We start from the raw sequence: 18,048 nt of genomic DNA on the forward strand, positions 1-18,048 counted from the left end.
TCTCTTAACCCCAAGGACGAATATTGCAGGTGCCGGGCACCCAATCCTTGGCACCGGGCCCCTCCGAGCAATCGAGCTGACCTTTCGACATCGCCTGATCACCAATAAACGTGCCCTTCCTGATCTTGCAGCCCGTGGTCTGCATCGCGGCACTTTCCATCTGCATCAGGATCAGCATGCGCGAAGGTGGCGGGAACACCATGTTGACGCGATGCACCTCGACGCAATTGCGGGTCTCTTCAGTGTAGACGCGATAGCTGTTGCCGCCGATCTCCACCGGGTAGAACCCCGCTCGGGAATAGCCCAGAGCAGGGCTGTCGGCGGCACATCCGGGCAAAAGGAAAAGAGGCAGGAGGGCGAGGAGCGGTTTCATGCCGCGAGCTTCGCCGGACAAGATTAACGAGTGATTAACGCCAGTCCTTCCATAAGGCGCAACCCGCAGCTTATGCCATGGCCTCGGCTAAAACGACTGTTCACCACCCCGCTTCGGATCAAGCAGGTTCGACGGCCCTTGCTCCAGCACCTCGACCTCATCGCCAAGAACGATGTTGCCCTCTTCCTCGACGATCAGGTTTTGGCCGAAGATGATCTTGCCGGTGACGGCGCGGTGAATCCGCCCAAGGGTTGCAAGCGGCTCACGCGGATGGGTCTGTTCCCCAGTCTGCGGGTCCTGCGTGATCATGACGCAACGCTCACAGGGCTTCACCACCCGGAACACCGCAGATCCAATGCGGATCACCCGCCATGTGTCTTCCGACCAGGGTTCGATATCACCGGCGATCACGATATTGGGACGGAAACGCTGCATCTCCACCGTGTTACCCAGCTCAGCGTTCAGTTCGGCCAGAGAGGCCATCGTCGTCAGCAGTAACGGATACCCATCGGAGAAGGCCGTGAAATGCCCCTCCCCAGCATAGGCCCGGGACACCGGACGACGGGCCGTGTCGGGGAACCAGACCAGACGCACCTCCCGTTCGAGCGCGGAGGACAGGAAGTGCGAAGCGTAGTTGCCCGCATCTTCGACGCCTTCGATCAGATGCGAAAATACCTTGACCGAGGTCTGCGCACCGGAGGGAAACGGAATATCGAGGCGAGCGCCTTCGAAGGAAATGGAGATGCCATAGGGCATGCAAACCGCGCTCAGATGCGCCATGCGTGGCAATTCCCGACGCGTGGCCACGGTACCGTTCGGATAGACAACCGCCCAGCGCCGATCGCCCTCGATGCCGATCGGTTGCACTTTGACCGCAGCGTGATCCGATCCGGTCAGACTTTTGACCGGATAGGTTGTGATACGCGCGAGTTTCATTGTCCCCCCGAACAACACATTACAATGCTATCCACACCTAGCGCTTTGTGTCACAAAGAACCAGTTGCCTCAAAAGACAGGCCGGTTGCAGCAAGAACGTCATTGCGCTCGTTTTTGCCGCCGCTCCATTTGGTCGCGCGGCGTTTTGACATGTATCAAGGATGCACGTTTGTCAGGAAATATATTCGTCAAAAGGAATATATTCAGGAGACCTTCCATGAAACCGACACGTGCAGCGGACCACTACGTCCCGACGTACTTTCTCGCCTCACTCGGCGCCGGTGGCCTCTCTGTCACCTTCTTCATGTATCTCATGTTCTGGGTGCCCCATCCGGGCCGCCCGGTGCCGGTATTCGAAGACATTCTCGCCGCCTTTTCCACGGGTGCCCTGCCGATGAAGATCGCCATTCTGGCGGCCTGGATCGGCATTGCCGTCTTCGTCTTTCTCAACCTCAAGTACCTGATCTGGAACCTCAGCCAATATGCCGCTCTCAAGAAGACCGAACGGTTTCAGGCGTTGCGCAATTCCAATGCCGAATCGACCATGCTGGCAATGCCGCTGGCACTCGCCATGTCGGTGAACGCGCTGTTCGTGGCGGGTATGGTCTACGTGCCAAAGCTCTGGAGCGTGGTGGAATATCTTTTCCCCTTCGCAATGATCGCCTTCGGTGTCATCGGCTGGATCGCGCTGTCGATCATCGGCGATTTCCTAGGGCGGGTTTTGGCGAAAGGCGGCGTGTTCGATGTGACATCGCACAACTCCTTTGCCCAGATGCTACCGGCCTTCGCACTTTCGATGGTGGGCGTGGGCTTTGCCGCGCCAGCCGCCATGTCGCATGTGCCGTGGATCGTTGCGACCGCTCTGGTGCTGTCGACCTTCTTCGCCGTTGCCGCCCTGATCTATGCGCTCGTCGCGTTGACTACCGCGTTCAACTCGATGCTGCATTACGGCACGCATGAGGAATCGGGACCGACTCTTCTGATCGTGATTCCGATCGTGACGATCCTGTCGATCCTGTTCATGCGTCAGGCACATGGGCTCCACACGTTCGAGGGTCATTCCGATCCGGCCAGCACGATGATGTTCCTGGCCCGCATGGTGTCGCTGCAATTCGTCTTTCTCGGGCTCGGCCTCGTCGTGCTCAAACGTCAGGGCTATTTCAAGGATTTCGTCTTCGGGTCGAAAACCTCTCCGGGTTCCTATGCTTTGGTCTGTCCGGGGGTGGCGCTGTCGGTGCTGATCCAGTTTTTCGTAAATTCGGGTCTGGTGCAGGCCGGGGTGATTGCGAAATTCAGCGTGATCTATTGGGTGATCACGGCCATCGCCATCGGCTTCCAGATCGCGATGATCGCATTGGTCTTCCGCCTGAATGCGCAGCATTTCACCCGCACAGAGGCAACACCGGTACCGGCTGAATAAGCCTTCGAAACATCACAGAGAAAGGCGCATCCCAAGGCTGCGCCTTTTTCATGTTCGCTATGCCCTCAACATCAGGCAGGCTTGCGCTTGCAGCCCGGTCGCATGCGCGTAAAACTGCCCGCGCGTCATGCGACGCAAACGAGGCACGCACATGATCCTACATTTCGGCATTCTTCTCGGGTTTCAGCTTATCGGCGAAATCCTCGCCCGCTCTTTCTCCCTGCCGCTGCCTGGCCCGGTCATCGGCATGATCCTGTTGGCGATCCTGCTTTTGACGCGGCCTCGTGTCGGCCCGGCGATCGAGAAAACCGCCAGCGGGTTGCTGTCGCATCTCTCGCTCCTGTTCGTGCCAGCGGGCGTGGGTATCGTGCAATATCTCGACCAGATGTCCACCATCGGCCTGCCTCTGGCCGCCGCCCTCGTGGGATCGACGGTGCTCTCCATCGCGGCGGGGGCGCTCACGTTCAAATTCGTCAATCAGGCGCGCGGATACAAGGACCAGCCTCATCATGACTGAGATTCTCGACATCTGGAGCTATCTCTCCACAGGCCCGCTCCTGTGGCTGACGCTGACGCTTCTGGCCTATCTGATCGGATTGGGGGTGTTTCACCTGTCTGGGCATCGCCCCTTTGTGAACCCGGTGCTGATCTCGATGATCCTCCTGTCCACATTGTTGGTGGCAACCGACACAAGCTACACAACCTATTTCGAGGGTGCCCAATTCGTTCATTTCCTCTTGGGCCCGGCCACGGTAGCGCTGGCTGTGCCGCTTTGGCAGAATTGGCAAAGGATCAAGAAAAGCGCCATTCCGATGCTCGCCGCGCTGATTGTGGGCGGCCTTGTTGCGATGGCCTCGGCCACGGCGATTGGCTATGCCTGCGGACTTCGTGGCGAGGTGCTCTTGTCGCTGGTACCCAAGGCCGTCACCTCGCCTGTCGCCATCGGTGTGTCGGAGACCATCGGCGGGCTGTCGACCCTTACCGTTGCGCTGGTGCTGATCACCGGGGTGATCGGCGCTGTCGTCACGACACCCCTTCTCAATGCCATCCGTGTGCGCGACTATCGGGCGCGTGGCTTTGCGACCGGCGTGGCCGCGCACGGGATCGGCACGGCGCGCGCGTTCCAAGTGGATGGGACAGCGGGTGCTTTCGCTGGCATCGGCATGGTACTGAACGCCATTTTCACCTCGTTGATCGCTCCGATCTTCGTACAACTGTTTTTCTGACCGGGAGGACATATGTCAGACCAGAACGACCTTGACCGCCACGCCGCCAAGATGGCCAAGAAGAAGGCCGCCCGCGACAAGATCATGGCCACCAAGACCGATCAGAAAGGGCTGATCATCGTCCATACCGGCAAGGGCAAAGGCAAAAGCTCCGCCGCTTTCGGGATGATCTTCCGCTGCATCGCGCATAGGATGCCCTCTGCCGTGGTGCAGTTCATCAAGGGCGGCATGGAGTGCGGTGAGCGCGATGTGATCACCGAACATTTCTCAGACATCTGCCAGTTCTACACGATGGGCGAGGGCTTTACCTGGGAGACACAGGACAAGGCCCGCGACATCGAAATGGCACAGGCGGCGTGGGAAAAGGCCAAGGAGCTGATCCGCGACCCGGAAAACCGCATGGTGTTGCTCGACGAGATCAACATCGCGCTGCGCTACGATTATCTCGATGTGCAGGATGTGGTGGATTTTCTGATTACGGAGAAACCGCCTTTGACCCATGTCGTCCTGACCGGACGTAACGCGAAAGATGAGATCATCGAAATCGCCGATCTGGTGACGGAGATGGAACTGGTAAAACACCCCTTCCGGTCAGGGGTGAAGGCGCAGCAGGGGGTGGAATTCTGATGCTCAAACTTCTTGGCATCTCCGGCGCTTTGCGCGCCGCATCGACCAATACCAAGCTGCTGCACGAGGCGGTGCGGCTGTTCGGGCCTTGTGACGTCACGCAGGCCAACCTGCGCCTGCCGCTTTATGACGGCGATCTGGAGGCGGAGGGCATTCCGAGCGAGGTCATGACCCTCGCCGAACAGATCCGCGATGCCGACGCGGTGGTGATCTCGACACCCGAGTATAACAAGATGATCTCCGGTGTGCTGAAAAACGCTCTCGATTGGGTGAGCCGTACCGGCGTGAAACCGTGGGAGGGCAAACCCGTCGCGATCATGTCGGCAGCAGCAGGACGCGCAGGCGGAGAGCGGTCGCAATACAGCCTGCGTTGGGCGATGACGCCGTTCAACGCGAATCTGTTGCAGGCCCCGGAGGTTCTCGTCGCGGACAGTTCGAACGTTTTCGACAATCAGGGACGACTGATCAATGAACAGACCGAAGCGGCGCTTCAAAAGCTGATGACTGCCTTGCGCGAAGCCGCGTCAAAGCCGGTTTGACACCTCGATGAGGTTGCCGTCCGGATCCCGCAGATAGATCGACAGAAGCGGTCCAGCGGCCCCCGTGCGACTGACAGGCCCCTCTTCCACGGCAATCCCCTTTTCCGCAAGATGCCGCATCCAGTCGGCCACGGGCATGTCGGTCAGGAAGCAAAGATCGCCTGAGCCCCACTGCACATGGGCAGCTTTCGGTTCGAACTCGCGCCCCGCCTGATGCAAGTTGATCTTCTGCGCCCCGAAACGCAGCGCATGGCGCGTTGTGCCATCGGACGGCTGGAATTCTTCGGCCACCATGCCCAAAGCCTCAGTGTAAAACGCGACGGTCGCCGGGATGTCGGCCACGGTCAGCACGAGGTGATCGAGAGAGGTCACTTTCATAGACTCGCCTCCACGCGGAACTCTTCCGGGACAGCGTCGCGCCCCTCCAAGACGAGGTCAATCAAAACCTGTGCTGCCAGCGGAGCCATGCCATAACCGATCTTGAACCCGCCATTGGCGATGAAATGTCCGGCACGTTCGGGCCATGGCCCCAGCATCGGCGCACGGGATTTCGCACGCGGTCGCACCCCGGCCCAGCGACGGATTTCACGTGCCTCACGCAACGCAGGCACCGCCTCGCGCGCACGGGCCAGAAGCGCGTCGGCCTGCTCATCGGTGGTGTCGGGATTGTCGAAGTCGCGCTCTGAGGTCGAGCCGATCGCGGTGGTACCGTCAGCATGCGGGATGACATGCAGGCTTTCGCCGTAAAGCTGTGGCGCTTCGGGGAGGGCAAGATCCAGAAGTATGGCCTGCCCTTTCACCCCGTTGCCGACCTCTTTGCCGAAAGCGTCATTGAGCGCCTTGAGCCCCCACCAGCCGGAGGCATGGATGACAGCGCCCTCTTCCGGGCCTTCGGTAACGATCTCTCCGCCCAGAGCCGTAATTGCAGCCGCAAGTGACTGACAGGCGCGCCACGGGTTGAGGCGAGCCGAAAGCGTATCGAAAATAAGATACCCGGTGGGGCTGATCGGGGCCCAATAACCCGTCTCGCCCTGTGTCACCACGCGCCACTCGGCCTTGCCCTGCCAAAGTTCCTTCGCCTGATCTTCGCGCTCGCGGGCCAGTTGCAATTGACGCTCATCCTTGATGGCCTGCACACGCCCGAGATTGCCGTAACCCGAAGACACACCGCCCGTCGCCTCGACTTCCGGCCAATGGGTGCGGGCCATGATCAGGCTTTGAAACTGGAACTCCTTCTTTGCATTCCAGCGCTCCGGCGTATGCGGGGCGAGTGCCCCTACCACCCCACCCGAAGAACCGTGCCCAACGCCGTAAGGGTCGATCACCCGCACCTTCGCGCCGCGTCTGGCCGCCTCATAGCCACAGGACAGACCAAAAGCCCCCGCACCGTAGATCGTGATTTCCGCTCTGCCCATCTGCGATTTTACCCGTTGCAAGTGACCCCCGCCCAAAGCATGGTCTGCCAAACTCGCCTTCTCATAAGCCATCCCATGACCAACGACCAGACAGCCAGCATCGAATGGCGCGACGGGAAAATTCCCGTATCGCGCCAGTTCGACGATCCCTATTTCTCGCTCGGCAACGGGTTGGAGGAAACGCGACATGTTTTCCTGACTGGCAATGATCTGCCCGCGCGGCTCTGCGATGGGTTTCAGGTCGCCGAACTGGGCTTTGGCACCGGGCTCAACATGCTGGCGATGGCGCTGATCTGGCAGGGGCCGGGTGTGGTGAAATTCACCTCCTTCGAGGCCTTTCCCATGGTCACCTCCGACATCGCCACGGCGCTTGAGGCCTTTCCCGAGGCCGCCACGATTGCCGATCCGTTCCTAACCGCCTGGGCAGCGGACAAACGCGCCTTCCGTTTGGGCCATATCGAAGTTGAAGTGAAAATTGGCGATGCACGGGAAACCCTTGCGACATGGGACGGTCAGGCGGATGCCTGGTTCCTCGACGGGTTTTCCCCCGCCAAGAACCCCGAACTTTGGGGGGAGGACCTGATGCTTGAGGTCGGGCGACATACCGCGCCGGGCGGCACCTTCGCGACCTATACGGCGGCGGGCCATGTGCGTCAGAAACTCACCGAGGCGGGATTTGCCGTCGAGCGCACGCCCGGTTTCGGGCGCAAACGCCACATGAGCCGGGGCGTGAAAGCATGACGAAACAGAACCCCGCGCTTGGCATCTGGTTGATGATCGCCACAAGTTTCATCTTTGCCATGCAGGACGGCATCTCGCGTCATCTCGCGGGCGCCTACAACGTCTTCATGATCGTGATGATCCGCTATTGGGTTTTTGCGCTGTTCGTCCTGATACTGGCCGCGCGCAAGGGGAAGCTCGCTTCGGTGCTGCGCTCGGCGCGTCCGCGCCTTCAGTTCTTTCGCGGTGCGCTTCTGGCCTTTGAAATACTGATCATGGTCACCGCTTTCGTCCGCATGGGGCTGGTGGATGCGCCGGCGATCTTTGCCGCCTACCCGCTTCTGATCACAGCACTCTCCGGGCCGGTGCTGGGCGAGCATATCGGCTGGCGGCGGTGGATGTCGGTCGTGGTGGGCTTTGTGGGCGTGATGATCATCATCCAGCCGGGCAGTGGCGTGTTCTCCCTCAACGCAATCTTCCCTATCGCCGCCGCTTTCTGTTTCGCGCTTTACGGGTTGCTCAATCGCTATGTCGCACGCTTCGACAGCGCCGATGTGACCTTTGTCTACACCGGGATTGCGGGCGCGGTGGTCACCACTCTGATCGGCATCTGGTATTGGGAGCCCATGCTGCCCGCCGACTGGCTCTGGATGGGGCTTTTGTGCGTGACCTCGATCTCGTCGCATTACCTTCTGATCAAGGCCTATGAGCTGTCTGAGGCCTCCGCGATCCAGCCCTTCGCCTATCTGCAACTGCCGTTTTCCGCCATACTCGGGCTTTTCGTCTTCGGCGATGTGATCCGCAGCAATGTGGTGATCGGCGCGGCGATCGTGGTCAGCGCCGGGGTGTTCACCTTCCTCCGCGCCCGTCAGGTCAAAAACGGTTAACGGGCCGCGAGTTCTTTCGACAGACGGATCGGCCCGGTCTCCCCGTGCAGGCGCGCGCGGTAGACCGGCAGGCTCTCGGCCACCCGCATCACATAATTGCGCGTTTCCCGGAAGGGCAGGTGCTCGATCCAGTCCACCGGATCGACCTTGCCCGTGCGCGGATCGCCATAGCGGATGATCCAGTCGCGGGCACGTGACGGACCGGCGTTGTAGCCCACGGAGATCAGCATGACGTTATTGCCGAATTCTTCTTCCAACTGCGCAAGATAGGCAGACCCGAGCCGCGCATTGACGATCGGATCGAAAAGCTGACCGTCCGAATAGCTCTCAAGCCCGAGTTTTTCCGCCATGGCAGCGCCTGTACGTGGCATGAGTTGCATCAACCCGCGTGCGCCAACATGGCTCTGCGCCATGGGATAGAACTCGCTTTCCCGCCGGGCAATCGCCATGGCCAGTTCTGGTGCGACCGGAAGATCAGCCTCGGCCAGCGCATGCAGCGGGTAATAAGCGCGGTTCAGAACGATGCCCTGATCGGCCGCGAATTTCGCCACCAGAACCGCAAGGTAAGGATCGTGATCAAGCGCCAGATCGCCCAATTGCCCAAGTTCCTGCGGCGAGAGGCTTTCGCCCAGATGGCGCATAAACCGTGCGGCGAGCGGCAAATCCCCGACTTCTTCGAGCAGAAGCGCCGCCTTGAGCACGGAAGACCCCATGAAACCCGCTTGTTTATAATCGGCAAAGCGCATCTCGCCGGTCAGGGCCGGATCGAGAGAACGCCCGATTTTCTCGGCAGACAGCAGGCCATAGAAAGACGTCTGAAACTGCGCCCCGAAAGCATAGGCGGCGGCGGCATCGTCTTTGGCTCCCATGGCTTCAAGCGCCCGGCCCTCCCAATAACCAGCCCGGCCAAGAGAGATCGGCGTACTCACCGCCATGCGGAAACGGTTGAAATGATCGAGCGCCTTGCCCGGTTCCTTGAGATAGCGCAGCGCCACATAGCCCGCGAGCCATTCGAGATCGGCATAGTCGTCCTGATCCGGGGTCAGGCCATGACGGGTTGCCACGCTGTAGGCGATCTGTTCCTTGCCGTCGCGCATCATCTGACGCGCCAGAGTGCGGCGACGGTCGCTCCAGGCCTCGGCCCGTCCCAGCCCCTCGGACGTCGATTGTTGCAACAGAAGCGTCACCGCATCCTCGTTGCGTCCGCGCCGCACACGCCACTCGAAACGCGCATGGGCCAAAATCGGGTGATCGGCGAGGCTCGCAGGAACTGCGGCGATGGCCTCGTCCACCCCGGCCTCGTCGCGGACCAGAACGGCGGTGGCGGCAATCAGCTTGTCCCAGCCGGTCGGCAGATTGGGCAACATCCGCTCGGCATCATTAAATCGGTCGCGCCAGAGCAGCATTTCGGTGCGCGCCACATGGGAAGATTTCAGGATCGAGCCATAGCGCGCCAGAAGGATCTGTTCCTCCTCCGGTTTCAACGCCAAAGTGTTCCAGACCAGCACAGCCTCCGCCTGCGCATCGCCGGACTGACCGAGTTTTTCATAGGCCGAAATGAGCCGCAGAGCCCCCGCACCGGTCTGCGGCGGGTAGGCGGTCAGGTAGTCGATCACGGCGCGCGGCTCCGCATCCTCCGGGATGGTCGCCTCGCCCTTCTCGGCCAGAAGCGGCAGACCCGGCCAGTCCGCATGACGTTTCAGGAAATCACGATACTCGGCAAAAGTGCCGCGCCCCGCGCGCAGATAATTCCAGTCGATGATGTCGCGCCCGATGCCGCGCGCTTCCTCGCGTGCCAGTCGCCAGTCGCCCTGTCCCTGTGCCGCATATGCCCGCGACAGCGCCTCCGATTCGGGAGACGCGGTGGCGGAGATCGCGGAAAAAACTGCGAATACAAATGCGTAAGCCGTCTTCATGGCGGACTTTTGAAACATGATCGGGTCTGGACCTTCAGGATATCTGGCGGGGACTGCTCGGTTTTTCCCAAGGATGAACGCGCGCGCGAGGGACAGCAACACAGATTCTTGTGAACCGCAGCGAAGGCGGCTAGTTTCCGCCGGAACTTTCACGGGCGACTCGGGCACAAATGACCCGGGGCCCATATTTGCGAAAAAGGAGCGTACGATGTTCAAAGGATCCATTCCTGCACTGGTGACGCCGTTCAAGAACGGCGAACTGGATGTCGATACGCTCAAACGTCTCGTCGAATGGCATATCGAACAGGGCTCCAGCGGTCTCGTGCCCGTGGGCACCACGGGCGAGTCCCCCACCCTCAGCCATGCCGAACACCAGCAGGTGATCGAAATCGTGGTTGAGACCGCCGCCGGTCGTGTGCCGGTGATCGCGGGTGCCGGCTCGAACAACACTGCCGAGGGGCTGAACCTGATCAAGCACGCCGCGAAAGTCGGTGCGGACGCCGCGCTGGTGGTCACACCCTATTACAACAAGCCGACTCAAAAAGGCCTGATCGCGCATTTCACCGCAATGCATGACGCCGCCGAACTGCCGATCGTGATCTACAACATTCCGGGCCGTTCGGTGATCGACATGACCACCGCAACCATGGCGGAGCTTGCGAAACTGCCGCGTATCGTCGGCGTGAAAGACGCCACCGGCGATCTGTCTCGCGTGCCGAAAACCCGCATCGCCTGCGGGCCGGACTTCGTGCAGCTCTCCGGTGAGGACGCAACCGCGCTGGGTTTCAACGCCCATGGAGGTGTCGGCTGTATCTCCGTGACCGCCAACGTCGCGCCGAAGCTCTGCGCCGAGATGCAGGCGGCGACTGAGGTGGGCGATTACGCGACAGCGCTTGAGATCACCGACAGGCTGATGCCGCTGCATCTGGCGATCTTCCTTGAGCCAGGGGTATGCGGCGCGAAATACGCCATGTCGCTTTTGGGCCTGTGCTCCGATGAGGTGCGCCTTCCGCTCACGCGGCTGTCGGATGAAACCAAATCCGCGATCAAAGCGGCGATGGAACACGCCGGGCTGCTCTGAGCCTATCGTTAATAAGATCGGGAAGGGGCCCTTTGCGGCCCCTTTTGCTTTACCGATGTCGGCTTTCAAGCTGCGTGCGCCTTACATGGCGCAGCACTTCCATCAAAAGTGCGGTCATCATGCCGATGTTCAAAAGCCCGTTGGTCGCAGCAAACCCACCCAAAAGCCGCCAGGCGTCGGGCAGCAGGAGATCGCCGAACCCAAGCGTCGTGAAGGCCACGAGCGAGAAATACAGCGCCTCCTCGAAATGCACGAACAGCCCGAGCGAGCGAAAAGCGATGGCCCAGATCCACACCCCGGTCGTGATCATCCACAACACTGCGATCACCGCCCCAAAGAGCACAAACGCCAGTTTCGGCCTGTGCGGTTCGCGGATCAGCCAGTTATGCGCCCTTTGCAGCACCAGTTCGAGCATCAGAAATCCCAAGGCGGCCACGAAGACCGACAGAAGAATGAGCGCGCTGCCGACGAGGATCTGGAGAAACATGGGGGCTCCGGTCATATTTCATCGTGTTTTGCCAGATTTCCCGGCGGTGAACCAGTGGACAGATGACCGCCGAACGCCTATCTGACTGTCCACCATGGCCAAGAAAAAACAGACTCCGGAAGAAAAAAACTACAAGGTGATCGCCGAGAACCGGCGCGCGCGCTACGACTATGCCATCGAAGATGACATAGAATGTGGCATCGTGCTCACTGGCTCCGAGGTCAAATCCCTGCGCACCGGGCAGTCGAATATCGCCGAAAGCTATGCTTCGGTCGATGACGGCGAGCTTTGGCTCACAAACGCCTATATCGCGCCCTATGAGCAGGCGATGTTTCCGCATGAGGAACGCCGCAAACGCAAGCTTCTGGTGTCGCGACGCGAACTCGCCCGGCTCTGGCAGGCGACGGGGCGACAAGGCATGACACTGATCCCGCTGGTGATGTATTTCAACCATCGCGGCAAGGTGAAGCTCAAGCTTGGCATCGCCAAGGGCAAGAAAAACGTCGACAAGCGCGAAACCGAAGCAAAGCGCGACTGGGGCCGTCAGAAACAACGGCTTCTGCGCCACGGCGGTTGACGCAACGTTACGGCGGGAATTCCTTTCCCATTCTCCCCTGAAATTCCCGACCTGCTTCTGACATGTTTTCAGAAACAGAAGAGCCGGTGGTGGGCCGGACCTCTAAAGGGGCAGAAATGGAACAACTGATCACATCTCTCATCGCCGGGGCCGTGGGCGGCAATGCCGGTGGTGCAATTTTCAAGAACATCAGTCTTGGCACACTCGGCAACTCGCTTGCCGGGATCGTTGGTGGCGGGCTCGGCGGCCAGCTTCTTAGCGTGCTCGGTGCAGGCGGTATGGGCGATGCGGTGGCAGGCGCCACGGGTTTCGACATCGGCAGCCTCGTGCAACAGGCCGCAGGCGGTGGCGTCGGTGGTGTGATCCTGATGGTGGTCGTCGGCTTCATCAAATCGAGGATGTCCTGATCGCGCCCGTCTCGCGCGCTGCACCTCTATCCTATTGTAACGAGTACGGGACGCCCCAAAAGGCGTCCCGTTTTTCTAATTTCCGGACGATTTTCCACCAGCTTACTCACATAACCGGCGGATAACCCGTACACGCTTGCATGGCGCAATCGGGACCTGTATGGCAAAGAGCGTTACCGCAAAGAGAGCTGCCCATGCCCTATAGCGATCCGAAAACTCTCGTCTCGACAGACTGGCTTGCAGAGCATCTGAAAGCGCCAGAGCTTCGGCTCATCGACGCCAGCTGGTACATGCCTGCCGACAATCGGGATTGCCGCGCCGAATACGAGCGCGAACATATCCCCGGTGCGCGTTTCGTCGACATCGACGAGGTGGCCGATCTGCGCTCCGCCCTGCCGCATATGTTGCCGCCGGTGGAGAAATTCATGTCCCGCATGCGCGCGCTCGGCATCGGTGACGGGCATCAGGTGGTGGTTTATGACACCTCCGGCATCTTCTCCGCGCCGCGCGTCTGGTGGATGTTCAAATACTTCGGTCAGGACAATGTCGCCGTGCTCGATGGTGGCCTGCCGAAGTGGAAATCCGAAGGCCGTCCCGTCACCGATATTCCGCCGGTCATCCGCGACCGGCACATGGTTGTCGACGTGCGCCCCGAACTGGTGCGCGACGTGACACAGGTGGCTGCCGCCTCCAAACTCGGCGATTATGTGATCATCGACGCGCGTTCCTCCGGGCGGTTCAGGGGCGAGGAACCCGAACCGCGGCCGGGCCTCGCATCCGGTCACATTCCGAACTCCCGCAATGTGCCCTTCACCGAGGTGTTGAACCCCGATGGCACACTGAAATCTAATGAGGCGCTGCGCCGTATCTTCGAAACTGCGGGCGTCGATCTGAACAAACCGGCGATCACCACCTGCGGGTCGGGGGCGAGCGCCGCCATTTTGGGCCTCGCGCTCACCCGTCTTGGTGTAGCTTTCTCGCTCTATGACGGTTCCTGGGCGGAATGGGGCATGTACGGCGACCTGAAAGTCGCAACTGGAGACGCGTAATGCTGAGCACTCTGAAACCGCAACCGGCGGATAAAATCCTTCAACTGATGCAGTTCTACCGCGAGGACCCGCGCGAGACCAAGATCGACTTGGGGGTCGGCGTCTACAAGGACGCGACCGGCCACACACCGATCATGCGCGCGATCAAGGCGGCGGAGAAAAAACTCTGGGACGAGGAAACCACCAAGACCTACACCGCGCTTTCCGGTGATCCGGCCTTTGGCACGGCGATGAAGACGCTGGTTCTGGGCAATTCTGTCGATCATGCCCGCGTCAGTGCGATCGCGACCCCGGGCGGCACCGGCGCGATCCGTCAGGCGTTTGAATTGGCGAAACTCGCCAACCCCGATGTGACGATCTGGACCTCGAACCCGACCTGGCCGAACCATGTCTCGATCATCAACTTCATGAAGCTGAACCACGCCGAATATGCCTATTTCGACGAGGCCTCCTGCACCGTCGATTTCGACGCGATGATGGAGAGTCTGAAGGCGGTGAAAGCGGGTGATGTGGTGTTGCTGCATGGCTGCTGTCACAACCCGACGGGTGCGAACCTGACGCTGGAGCAATACGGTCTGGTGGCCGATCTGATCGCCGAAAAAGGCGCAACCGCGCTGGTGGACATCGCCTATCAGGGCTTTGGCGACGGTCTTGAGGACGACGCGGCGGCAACCCGTCTTCTGGCCTCAAAACTGCCGGAGCTTCTGGTTGCCTCAAGCTGTTCGAAAAACTTCGGCATCTACCGTGAGCGCACCGGCTGCCTGATGGCGGTCTCCGAGAAGGCCGAGCAAACTCCGGTGACCCAAGGCACGCTTAACTTCCTGAACCGTCAGAACTATTCCTTCCCGCCGGATCACGGCGCGCGTCTGGTGACGATGATCCTGAACGACGAGGCCCTCAAGGCCGACTGGATGGCGGAGCTTGAAGAGGTGCGTCTTGGCATGCTGGGCCTGCGTCAACAACTCGCCGACGAGTTAAAACGCCAGACCAACAGCGACCGGTTCGATTTCATTGCCCGCCACCGTGGCATGTTCTCACGCATCGGCGCGAGCCCCGAGGAAGTGCTCAAAATCCGTGAAGACTTCGGCATCTACATGGTCGGCGATTCGCGGATGAACATCGCCGGGCTGAACACTCGAACCGTGCCGCTTCTGGCCGAGGCGATCGCCAAGACCTGCAAGTAAGCACTTGCGAATATTTGCCACTCAAAAGCGCGCTTCGGCGCGCTTTTTTGATGTTTTCCATGCTAAATTGAAAATGTCGCATCGCGTCACATCAAGATGACTTTTAAATGCAACTTATTCGCATATGTCTGATTACCGGACAGAAACATCAAAAGGAAACGCCATGAAAACCGAAACCGTAGATGGGCTGAACTTCGAGACCTGGACCGTGGACGAGGTCGCGAAAGCTTTCGACGCCAACGAGATCGCCCTGATCGACGTGCGTACACCGCAAGAATATGCCTTCGAGCATATTGAGGGCGCGCTGCTTTTGCCGCTGTCCTTCTTCTCCGCCGAAAAACTGCCATCGCAAGAAGGCAAGCGCATCATCTTCCACTGCGGCTCCGGTGTCCGTTCCGGCAAGGTCGCGATGATGTGTGCCGCCGCCGGGATCAGCCCGGTCGGTCATATGGAAGGCGGCTTTGGCGCATGGAAAGCGGCGGGCCAAGCCTACACCGGCACCGACATGGCGACTGGGGCACCGAAAAAGGTTCCGGCCCAGTAAGCCCCAAACCTGTTATAACTGCGGGCGTCCCTCGGGACGCCCGTTTCGCGTCAGCCGGGAAAGGCTTCCGCCATTGCCCGCTCGAATTCGGCCCAGGAAATCGTCGCCTTGTTTCCGGCATAACCGTGATAATGCGATTTGCCCGAAGCGGTCGGCAAACCGGCCCAGATTTTCGCCAGATTGTTCATAAAGCTGTGCCGCGTGATCGCTCCCGCACGCAACTCATACACCCCCGCATCCGCCAAAAGAACGTCGGCCAGCCGGTCCTGCACGGCGGGGGTGAAAATCACCTCCGGTCCGAGATCAAGCTCGGTGACCAGAGAGGCCAGCGTCGAGGGAATGAACTGATAATAGCCGATGGCATGAGGCTGGCCCGGTGTCGCGTCGATCCATGCGAAAATCTCGCCCAGTGTCATTTGCGTCGGTTTCTTCACAGGCTTGCGTTTTGCCCCGTGCTGCACCGCATCATAACCATCGCGAGGGCTTTCAGCGCGGCCGATCAGGGCCCGGAGACGCAGGATGTCCAGAGGCGCATTAGACAGCCTGCGAATGCGCGCGCGGGCTTCGGGGCGCGGCGGCAGCTGTTCGAAAAAACTGCCCTCCGCACGCCCGACAAAGAGGCTCGGGCCAGGGCTTTCGGCCCCGCTCAGGGAGGTGGCAAGCGGTTGTGGCAGATTGACGACGAGGGGTTGACGTTCGAGGTCCCAGGCCTGCCCGCTGGGGCGCAGGAGAGATACGGGTTCCGCCGCCAGAAGGAACGGCCAGAGCAGAGCGATAACAAGCAGAACGCAATTCTTGCGCGACATCGGGTCCTCACGGAGAGAAGGGCGAAGACCGGATTAAGACAGTTTGGTTGAGAAAAGGTTAGGACCCAAAATTCGGACATGAAAAACCCGGGCGCTTGCACGCCCGGGTCTGTTTCTAGACTGAGGAAGGGATCAGCCTTTGTAGAACTCCGGATAGGCTTCCATGCCAAGCTCGCCTTTGTCGAGACCCATGATCTCTTCTTCTTCGGAGACGCGGATGCCCATGACCATTTTCAGGATGAACCAGACGATTCCGGAAACCACGAAGGTGAAGGCACCGACGATGACGATGGAGATCAGCTGACCGCCAAGGGTGGCATCGGGGTTGGTGAAGACCACGGCGATGGTGCCGTAGACGCCACAGAAGAGGTGGACCGGGATGGCGCCGACAACGTCGTCGATTTTCAGCTTGTCGAGCAGCGGCACGGCGAAGACCACGATGATACCACCCACGGCACCGATCAGGGTCGCAGCACCCAGCGTCGGGGTCAGCGGTTCTGCGGTGATGGATACGAGGCCAGCGAGCGAACCGTTGAGCACCATGGTGAGGTCGACCTTGCCGTAGACCAGTTGAGTCACGATCAGAGCGGCAATCGCACCACCGGCAGCCGCGGTGTTGGTGTTCGCAAAGATGCGAGAGATGTCAGCCACGTTGCCAGCAGTGTCCATGTAGAGCTGGGAACCGCCGTTGAAGCCGAACCAACCGAGCCACAGGATGAACGTACCGAGCGTTGCGAGCGGCAGGTTGGAGCCCGGGAAAGCGGTGACTTTGCCGTCTTTGTACTTGCCGATACGCGGACCGAGGATGAGAGCACCGGCCAGAGCGGCCCAGCCACCCACGGAGTGCACAACGGTGGAACCCGCGAAGTCGAGGAAGCCGTAGTTGGCGTCGAGGAAACCGCCACCCCATTTCCAGGAGGCCTGGATCGGGTAGATGAAACCGGTCAGAACGACGGTGAAGATCAGGAACGGCCACAGTTTGATACGTTCGGCCAGGGTCCCGGACACGATGGACGCGGTGGTGGCACAGAACATCAGCTGGAAGAAGAAGTCGGAGCCAACGGACGCGTAGGTCAGATCGGTGTCGGGGGAGCCGCCAACCGGCTCAAGCGAGGTCATCGAGAACGCGCCGAGCACGTTGGTGATGGACCATGCATCGCCCGGATACATCAGGTTGTAACCGATGATGTAGTACATCACGGCGGCAATCGCGAAGAGTGCGATGTTCTTGGTCAGCTGCATCGCAACGTTCTTGGAGCGCACGAGGCCAGCTTCGAGCATGGAGAAGCCCGCGCCCATCCACATCACCAGGAAACCGGTGACGAGGAACATGAAGGTGGTGAAGATATAGCCGATTTCTTCGTTCGGCGGCGTCATGTCAGCCGCCATTTCGGCTTCCTGCGCAAACCCCATGGCCGGAAGCGCGACGAGCGCGGCGGCAAGGGGAAGATATTTGGTGAGTTTCATCTGTCTCTGGTCCCTTTTCGTTTCGGGTATGCGCGACTTAGATCGCGTCGTCGTTGGTCTCGCCGGTGCGGACGCGGGTTGCGCCTTCCACGTCGAGGACAAAAATCTTGCCATCGCCGATCTTGTCGGTCTTGGCGGTGGTTGCGATGGTCTCGACCACCTGATCAGCCATGGCGTCGGACACGACGATTTCGAGCTTCACCTTCGGCACGAAGTTCACGGCATATTCTGCGCCGCGATAGATTTCGGTGTGACCGGACTGGGAGCCAAAGCCCTTGATCTCCGTCACCATCATGCCGCGCACACCGATACCGGTGAGTGCTTCGCGGACTTCTTCAAGCTTGAACGGCTTGATTGCAGCAATAATGAGTTTCACGTTTTTCCCCT

The 18,048-nt window shown here is 60.2% G+C and carries 22 protein-coding genes; 13 read left to right on the top strand and 9 right to left on the bottom strand.

From position 1 onward, the window contains the following. Positions 1 to 4: 4 nt before the first annotated feature. Positions 5 to 373: a hypothetical protein gene (locus C8N42_RS05115; RefSeq protein WP_146168241.1), complete on the bottom strand. Its 369-nt coding sequence runs from the start codon at positions 371 to 373 to the stop codon at positions 5 to 7. Between the two features lie 87 nt (positions 374 to 460). Then, a complete protein-coding gene (locus C8N42_RS05120) occupies positions 461 to 1,309 on the bottom strand; it encodes an MOSC domain-containing protein (RefSeq protein ID WP_107815475.1) in 849 nt (282 codons plus the stop codon). Positions 1,310 to 1,526: 217 nt separating this feature from the next. Between C8N42_RS05120 and C8N42_RS05125 the strand changes: the two genes are divergently transcribed. The 5 genes from C8N42_RS05125 to C8N42_RS05145 all read left to right on the top strand — a co-directional run bounded on the left by C8N42_RS05125 (position 1,527) and on the right by C8N42_RS05145 (position 5,121). Next, complete coding sequence (locus C8N42_RS05125) at positions 1,527 to 2,729, top strand: TsoY family (seleno)protein (RefSeq protein ID WP_107815476.1); 1,203 nt, start codon at positions 1,527 to 1,529, stop codon at positions 2,727 to 2,729. A gap of 151 nt (positions 2,730 to 2,880) precedes the next feature. After that, positions 2,881 to 3,246, top strand: coding sequence for a CidA/LrgA family protein (locus C8N42_RS05130; protein ID WP_107815477.1), 366 nt, complete (start codon positions 2,881 to 2,883; stop codon positions 3,244 to 3,246). After that, the gene (locus C8N42_RS05135; protein WP_107815478.1) at positions 3,239 to 3,955 is read left to right on the top strand and encodes an LrgB family protein; all 717 of its coding nucleotides are present in this window, start codon (positions 3,239 to 3,241) and stop codon (positions 3,953 to 3,955) included. Before C8N42_RS05130 ends, C8N42_RS05135 begins: the two co-directional genes overlap by 8 nt. 12 nt (positions 3,956 to 3,967) lie before the next feature. Then, a complete protein-coding gene (gene cobO, locus C8N42_RS05140) occupies positions 3,968 to 4,582 on the top strand; it encodes a cob(I)yrinic acid a,c-diamide adenosyltransferase (protein WP_107815479.1) in 615 nt (204 codons plus the stop codon). Then, the gene (locus tag C8N42_RS05145; RefSeq protein WP_211309145.1) at positions 4,582 to 5,121 is read left to right on the top strand and encodes an NADPH-dependent FMN reductase; all 540 of its coding nucleotides are present in this window, start codon (positions 4,582 to 4,584) and stop codon (positions 5,119 to 5,121) included. Before cobO ends, C8N42_RS05145 begins: the two co-directional genes overlap by 1 nt. On the opposite strand, the gene C8N42_RS05150 is transcribed toward C8N42_RS05145, so the two are convergent. Beyond that, positions 5,107 to 5,499 (bottom strand): VOC family protein, encoded by a 393-nt coding sequence (locus C8N42_RS05150; protein ID WP_107815481.1) that lies wholly within the window; start codon positions 5,497 to 5,499, stop codon positions 5,107 to 5,109. The genes C8N42_RS05145 and C8N42_RS05150 overlap by 15 nt on opposite strands. Next, a complete protein-coding gene (locus C8N42_RS05155) occupies positions 5,496 to 6,536 on the bottom strand; it encodes an NAD(P)/FAD-dependent oxidoreductase (protein WP_107815482.1) in 1,041 nt (346 codons plus the stop codon). The genes C8N42_RS05150 and C8N42_RS05155 overlap by 4 nt, the downstream gene beginning before the upstream one ends. Before the next feature lie 75 nt (positions 6,537 to 6,611). Here C8N42_RS05155 and mnmC2 point away from each other — a divergent pair, with 75 nt between their 5' ends. Then, a complete protein-coding gene (gene mnmC2 / locus C8N42_RS05160) occupies positions 6,612 to 7,277 on the top strand; it encodes a tRNA (5-methylaminomethyl-2-thiouridine)(34)-methyltransferase MnmC2 (protein WP_107815483.1) in 666 nt (221 codons plus the stop codon). Then, entirely contained in the window at positions 7,274 to 8,143 is an 870-nt protein-coding gene (locus C8N42_RS05165; RefSeq protein ID WP_107815484.1) for a DMT family transporter, read from the top strand. Before mnmC2 ends, C8N42_RS05165 begins: the two co-directional genes overlap by 4 nt. Here the strand turns inward: C8N42_RS05165 and C8N42_RS05170 are convergent. Beyond that, positions 8,140 to 10,059: a lytic transglycosylase domain-containing protein gene (locus tag C8N42_RS05170; RefSeq protein WP_170109216.1), complete on the bottom strand. Its 1,920-nt coding sequence runs from the start codon at positions 10,057 to 10,059 to the stop codon at positions 8,140 to 8,142. The genes C8N42_RS05165 and C8N42_RS05170 overlap by 4 nt on opposite strands. A 208-nt stretch (positions 10,060 to 10,267) precedes the next feature. Between C8N42_RS05170 and dapA the strand changes: the two genes are divergently transcribed. Beyond that, positions 10,268 to 11,140: a 4-hydroxy-tetrahydrodipicolinate synthase gene (gene dapA, locus C8N42_RS05175; protein WP_107815486.1), complete on the top strand. Its 873-nt coding sequence runs from the start codon at positions 10,268 to 10,270 to the stop codon at positions 11,138 to 11,140. Between the two features lie 49 nt (positions 11,141 to 11,189). Here dapA and C8N42_RS05180 read toward each other — a convergent pair whose 3' ends face one another. Next, positions 11,190 to 11,627, bottom strand: a complete 438-nt coding sequence (locus tag C8N42_RS05180; protein WP_107815487.1) for an ion channel — start codon at positions 11,625 to 11,627, stop codon at positions 11,190 to 11,192. Positions 11,628 to 11,721: 94 nt separating this feature from the next. Here C8N42_RS05180 and smpB point away from each other — a divergent pair, with 94 nt between their 5' ends. From smpB to C8N42_RS05205, 5 genes are all read left to right on the top strand, one after another. Then, positions 11,722 to 12,204 carry an SsrA-binding protein SmpB gene (gene smpB / locus C8N42_RS05185; RefSeq protein WP_107815488.1) on the top strand — a complete coding sequence of 161 codons (483 nt, stop codon included), beginning with the start codon at positions 11,722 to 11,724 and terminating at the stop codon, positions 12,202 to 12,204. A gap of 116 nt (positions 12,205 to 12,320) precedes the next feature. Continuing rightward, complete coding sequence (locus C8N42_RS05190) at positions 12,321 to 12,611, top strand: hypothetical protein (protein WP_107815489.1); 291 nt, start codon at positions 12,321 to 12,323, stop codon at positions 12,609 to 12,611. A 194-nt stretch (positions 12,612 to 12,805) separates the two neighbouring features. Continuing rightward, the gene (sseA, locus tag C8N42_RS05195; RefSeq protein WP_107815490.1) at positions 12,806 to 13,660 is read left to right on the top strand and encodes a 3-mercaptopyruvate sulfurtransferase; all 855 of its coding nucleotides are present in this window, start codon (positions 12,806 to 12,808) and stop codon (positions 13,658 to 13,660) included. After that, positions 13,660 to 14,844, top strand: coding sequence for an amino acid aminotransferase (locus C8N42_RS05200; protein ID WP_107815491.1), 1,185 nt, complete (start codon positions 13,660 to 13,662; stop codon positions 14,842 to 14,844). Before sseA ends, C8N42_RS05200 begins: the two co-directional genes overlap by 1 nt. Before the next feature lie 163 nt (positions 14,845 to 15,007). Continuing rightward, positions 15,008 to 15,388, top strand: coding sequence for a rhodanese-like domain-containing protein (locus C8N42_RS05205; RefSeq protein WP_107815492.1), 381 nt, complete (start codon positions 15,008 to 15,010; stop codon positions 15,386 to 15,388). A 50-nt stretch (positions 15,389 to 15,438) separates the two neighbouring features. Here the strand turns inward: C8N42_RS05205 and C8N42_RS05210 are convergent, their stop codons facing one another. From C8N42_RS05210 to C8N42_RS05220, 3 genes are all read right to left on the bottom strand, one after another. Next, positions 15,439 to 16,194, bottom strand: coding sequence for a lysozyme family protein (locus C8N42_RS05210; RefSeq protein ID WP_211309146.1), 756 nt, complete (start codon positions 16,192 to 16,194; stop codon positions 15,439 to 15,441). A 132-nt stretch (positions 16,195 to 16,326) separates the two neighbouring features. Then, positions 16,327 to 17,661, bottom strand: coding sequence for an ammonium transporter (locus tag C8N42_RS05215; RefSeq protein WP_107815493.1), 1,335 nt, complete (start codon positions 17,659 to 17,661; stop codon positions 16,327 to 16,329). 37 nt (positions 17,662 to 17,698) lie between these two features. Then, a complete protein-coding gene (locus C8N42_RS05220) occupies positions 17,699 to 18,037 on the bottom strand; it encodes a P-II family nitrogen regulator (protein WP_107815494.1) in 339 nt (112 codons plus the stop codon). Between the last annotated feature and the right edge of the window lie 11 nt (positions 18,038 to 18,048).

Origin of the sequence: Celeribacter persicus, assembly GCF_003050785.1 — a bacterium.
Lineage (GTDB): Bacteria > Pseudomonadota > Alphaproteobacteria > Rhodobacterales > Rhodobacteraceae > Celeribacter > Celeribacter persicus.

What these genes read in the sequence shown, in the direction of transcription:
- C8N42_RS05115 (WP_146168241.1), bottom strand. Translation starts at nt 373, where the DNA reads ATGAAACCGCTCCTCGCCCTCCTGCCTCTTTTCCTTTTGCCCGGATGT.
- C8N42_RS05120 (WP_107815475.1), bottom strand. Translation starts at nt 1,309, where the DNA reads ATGAAACTCGCGCGTATCACAACCTATCCGGTCAAAAGTCTGACCGGA.
- C8N42_RS05125 (WP_107815476.1), top strand. Translation starts at nt 1,527, where the DNA reads ATGAAACCGACACGTGCAGCGGACCACTACGTCCCGACGTACTTTCTC.
- C8N42_RS05130 (WP_107815477.1), top strand. Translation starts at nt 2,881, where the DNA reads ATGATCCTACATTTCGGCATTCTTCTCGGGTTTCAGCTTATCGGCGAA.
- C8N42_RS05135 (WP_107815478.1), top strand. Translation starts at nt 3,239, where the DNA reads ATGACTGAGATTCTCGACATCTGGAGCTATCTCTCCACAGGCCCGCTC.
- cobO (WP_107815479.1), top strand. Translation starts at nt 3,968, where the DNA reads ATGTCAGACCAGAACGACCTTGACCGCCACGCCGCCAAGATGGCCAAG.
- C8N42_RS05145 (WP_211309145.1), top strand. Translation starts at nt 4,582, where the DNA reads ATGCTCAAACTTCTTGGCATCTCCGGCGCTTTGCGCGCCGCATCGACC.
- C8N42_RS05150 (WP_107815481.1), bottom strand. Translation starts at nt 5,499, where the DNA reads ATGAAAGTGACCTCTCTCGATCACCTCGTGCTGACCGTGGCCGACATC.
- C8N42_RS05155 (WP_107815482.1), bottom strand. Translation starts at nt 6,536, where the DNA reads ATGGGCAGAGCGGAAATCACGATCTACGGTGCGGGGGCTTTTGGTCTG.
- mnmC2 (WP_107815483.1), top strand. Translation starts at nt 6,612, where the DNA reads ATGACCAACGACCAGACAGCCAGCATCGAATGGCGCGACGGGAAAATT.
- C8N42_RS05165 (WP_107815484.1), top strand. Translation starts at nt 7,274, where the DNA reads ATGACGAAACAGAACCCCGCGCTTGGCATCTGGTTGATGATCGCCACA.
- C8N42_RS05170 (WP_170109216.1), bottom strand. Translation starts at nt 10,059, where the DNA reads ATGAAGACGGCTTACGCATTTGTATTCGCAGTTTTTTCCGCGATCTCC.
- dapA (WP_107815486.1), top strand. Translation starts at nt 10,268, where the DNA reads ATGTTCAAAGGATCCATTCCTGCACTGGTGACGCCGTTCAAGAACGGC.
- C8N42_RS05180 (WP_107815487.1), bottom strand. Translation starts at nt 11,627, where the DNA reads ATGTTTCTCCAGATCCTCGTCGGCAGCGCGCTCATTCTTCTGTCGGTC.
- smpB (WP_107815488.1), top strand. Translation starts at nt 11,722, where the DNA reads ATGGCCAAGAAAAAACAGACTCCGGAAGAAAAAAACTACAAGGTGATC.
- C8N42_RS05190 (WP_107815489.1), top strand. Translation starts at nt 12,321, where the DNA reads ATGGAACAACTGATCACATCTCTCATCGCCGGGGCCGTGGGCGGCAAT.
- sseA (WP_107815490.1), top strand. Translation starts at nt 12,806, where the DNA reads ATGCCCTATAGCGATCCGAAAACTCTCGTCTCGACAGACTGGCTTGCA.
- C8N42_RS05200 (WP_107815491.1), top strand. Translation starts at nt 13,660, where the DNA reads ATGCTGAGCACTCTGAAACCGCAACCGGCGGATAAAATCCTTCAACTG.
- C8N42_RS05205 (WP_107815492.1), top strand. Translation starts at nt 15,008, where the DNA reads ATGAAAACCGAAACCGTAGATGGGCTGAACTTCGAGACCTGGACCGTG.
- C8N42_RS05210 (WP_211309146.1), bottom strand. Translation starts at nt 16,194, where the DNA reads ATGTCGCGCAAGAATTGCGTTCTGCTTGTTATCGCTCTGCTCTGGCCG.
- C8N42_RS05215 (WP_107815493.1), bottom strand. Translation starts at nt 17,661, where the DNA reads ATGAAACTCACCAAATATCTTCCCCTTGCCGCCGCGCTCGTCGCGCTT.